General features: G+C 74.6%; 3 protein-coding genes. 1 reads left to right on the forward strand and 2 read right to left on the reverse strand.

Features of this window, described 5'->3' with window-relative positions; all coding sequences use genetic code 11:
- Positions 1-171 precede the first annotated feature (171 nt).
- Both xylA and xylB read right to left on the reverse strand, forming a co-directional pair.
- Positions 172-1,329, reverse strand: coding sequence for a xylose isomerase (gene xylA, locus ABD296_RS49040; RefSeq protein WP_344285304.1), 1,158 nt, complete (start codon positions 1,327-1,329; stop codon positions 172-174).
- Between the two features lie 11 nt (positions 1,330-1,340).
- On the reverse strand, positions 1,341-2,729 hold the full coding sequence (gene xylB, locus ABD296_RS49045; protein WP_344285307.1) for a xylulokinase: 1,389 nt from the start codon (positions 2,727-2,729) through the stop codon (positions 1,341-1,343).
- A gap of 88 nt (positions 2,730-2,817) precedes the next feature.
- Here xylB and ABD296_RS49050 point away from each other — a divergent pair.
- A partial coding sequence (locus ABD296_RS49050; protein WP_344285309.1) for a MarR family transcriptional regulator occupies positions 2,818-3,251 on the forward strand: 434 nt, incomplete at its 3' end.

Genomic DNA, 3,251 nt, shown 5'->3' on the forward strand with positions numbered 1-3,251 from the left:
CGGTTTGACCCAGGGGGGCGACCCCCTGGAACCCCCGTTGCGACCGACAGGCCGTTTCCCGCTCCGCTGGCGCTCCGCGGTGAAACAGCCTGTCGGTCGGCGGGCAGGCCCGCTGCGCTCGCTGGCGCTCGCTCCGCGTGCCCGCCCGTGGGGCGCCCGGGGGTGCTGCCTTTACCTGACGCCGTAGAGGTGTTCCAGGGCGAGCTGGTCGAGGCGTTCGAAGGCGGCGCCGCGGGTGGCGAGGGCCTCGATGTCGGGCGAGGCGTCGCGGACGGAGCGCCAGTCCTCGCCGCCGGCGAGGGTGGGGACGGCCAGTTCGTCGAGCTTGGCGTCGCGCAGGGCGTCCTGCACCTCGGGGTCGGCGCGGAAGGCGCGGGCCTTCTCGCGCAGGATCAGCCAGTTGCGCATGCAGGCCTTCGCCGACTCCCAGACGCCCTCGTCGTCCTCGGTGCGCGGCGGCTTGAAGTCGAAGTGGACCGGGCCGTCGTAGTCGGACTGCTCGATGAGGTCGACGACCCAGAACGCGCCGCGCGCGTTGCCGGCGCCGAAGCGCAGGTCCTGGTCGTAGCGGGGGCCGTGCTGGCCGTTCAGGTCGATGTGGAACAGCTTGCCCTGCCACAGCGCCTGCGCGAGGCCGTGCGCGTAGTTCAGGCCCGCCATCTCCTCGTGGCCGACCTCGGGGTTGAGGCCGACGTTCTCGGAGCGCTCGAGCGTCTGGATGAAGGCGAGGGCGTGGCCGATGGTGGGGAGCAGGATGTCGCCGCGCGGCTCGTTCGGCTTGGGCTCGATGGCGAAGCGCAGGTCGTAGCCCTGGTCGGCGACGTAGTCGCCGAGGACGTCGAACGCCTCCTTGTAGCGGTCCAGGGCGGCGCGGACGTCCTTGGCGGCGCCGGACTCGGCGCCCTCCCGGCCGCCCCAGCACACGTAGGTCTTCGCGCCGAGCTCGGCGGCGAGGTCGAGGTTGTCCATGACCTTGCGGAGCGCGAACCGGCGGACGTCGCGGTCGTTGGCGGTGAAGGCGCCGTCCTTGAAGACCGGGTGGGAGAACAGGTTGGTGGTCGCGGTCGTGACGACCAGGCCGGTCTCGTCCAGGGCCTTCTTGAACGCGTCGATCTTCTCCTGGCGCTCGGCGGGCGAGGCGTCGAAGTCGAACACGTCGTTGTCGTGGAAGTTGACGCCGTGGGCGCCGATCTCGGCGAGCTTGCGGACGGCGCGGTCGGCGGCCATCGGCGGGCGGGTGCCGGGGCCGAAGACGTCGACGCCCTGCCAGCCGACCGTCCAGATGCCGAACGAGAACCGGTCCTCCGGTACGGGCGTGTAGTCGCTCATGGGTCTTCCTCTCAGATCTGCGGGGCGGTGTCGCGCAGCGCGGCGTAGCGCGCGCGGATCCGCTCCGCGTCCGCCGCGTGGTCGGTGGTGTGCTCGGTGGCGGGCGGCGCCGGCCAGCGCGGTGGTTCCGGCGTCCCGGCCAGCGCCCATGCCGCCTGGCGGGCGGCGCCGAGCGCGACGTACTCGGCGGGCTCCGGCACGGTGACCGGCGTACCCAGGATCGCCGGGGCCAGCGCTCGGACGGCCTCCGAGCGCGCACCGCCGCCGATGAGCAGGGTGCGGCGCGGCGCCACGCCCTGCGCGGCGAGGTGGCCGACGGCGTCGGCGAGGGAGCACAGCAGCGCCTCCACCGCCGCCCGCGCGATGTTCTCGCGCGTGGCGTTCGACGTGGTCAGCCCCGCGAGGACGCCGGTCGCGTCCGGACGGTCCGGGGTGCGCTCGCCGTCGAGGTAGGGCAGCAGCGTCAGGCCGCCCGCGCCGGGTTCCGCGGCGAGCGCGAGCGCCGACAGCTCGTCCAGGCTCGCGCCGGTCATGGACGCGGCGGCCGTCAGGATCCGGGCGGCGTTCAGCGTGCAGACGAGGGGCAGGAACCGGCCGGTCGCATCGGCGAACCCGGCGACCAGGCCGGACGGGTCGGCGGCGGGCGTGTCCGCGACCGCGAACGCCGTCCCGGACGTGCCGATCGACACCACGACGTCGCCCGGCTCCAGCCCGAGGCCCAGCGCGGCGCCCATGTTGTCTCCGGTGCCCGGTCCGAGCGCCGCGCCCCAGGACGTCTCGCCGACCGTCTCGCCGGGGGCGGCGACGCGCGGCGGCTCGGCGTCGTGGCCGAGCGCGGCGCGCAGCAGGTCGGGCAGGTAGGCGCCGGTCGCGGGGGACCAGTAGCCGGTGCCGGACGTGTCGCCCCGGTCGGTGACCGGTCCGGTCGCGCCGAGCCGCCACGTCAGCCAGTCGTGCGGCAGCATCACCCGTTCGGTGCGGCGGGCGTTGTCCGGCTCGTGCTCGGCCATCCAGCGCAGCTTGCCGACGGTGAACGAGGCGAGCGGCACGCTGCCGGTCCGCTCCGCCCACGCCTTCGGGCCGCCGTGCTCGGCGACCAGCGCGCGGGCCTGCGGCGCCGAGCGGGTGTCGTTCCACAGCAGCGCGGGCCGCACGACCTCGCCGGCGCCGTCGAGCGCGACCATGCCGTGCTGCTGCGCCGCCACGGCGACCGCGTCGGCGCGTTCGAGCACGTCGCGGACCTCGGACAGCGCGTCCCACCAGTGCCGAGGGTGGCATTCGGTGCCGTCGGGGTGCGGCGCCGACGCCTGCGCGACGACGGCACCGTCCTCGGCGCGGCACAGCACGACCTTCGTCGACTGCGTCGACGAATCGACGCCCGCCACCAGGCTCCCGGTCATCCGCCCTCTTTCGTAAAGACTCTGGACTAATTAACGTAGCAGATGGCCTCCGCCCTGCCCAGACACCGGATTGAATTAGGGTGGGATCATGACGAAGTCCGGGAACGCCCCCGTCCGGCACGCGACGATGCGCGGGCGCAACCTCGCCGTCGTGCTGGAGCACGTCGCCCGGCACCAGCCGGTCACCCGGGCCCGGCTCGCCGAGCTGACCGGCTTCACCAAGACCACGGTCTCCAACCTCGTCGGCCTGCTGGAGGGCGCGGGCCTCGTCCGCGACGGCGCGCCCGTCCACGAGGGGGAGCGGGGCCGGCCCGGCGTCGGCGTGTCGATCGCCGGGGACGGCGCCGCCGGGCTCGGCCTGGAGGTCAACGTCGACTACCTCGCCGCCTGCGTCCTGGACCTCGGCAAGCAGGTCCGGTACCGGCACGTGGTCAGCGCCGACAACCGCGGCCGCCCGCCCGCCGCCGTCCTCGCGGCGCTGTCGGCGGTCGCCGCGGAGGTCGTCGCCGCCGTCGCGGGCCA

The sequence above is a fragment of the Actinomadura napierensis genome (assembly GCF_039529375.1).
Lineage (GTDB): Bacteria > Actinomycetota > Actinomycetes > Streptosporangiales > Streptosporangiaceae > Spirillospora > Spirillospora napierensis.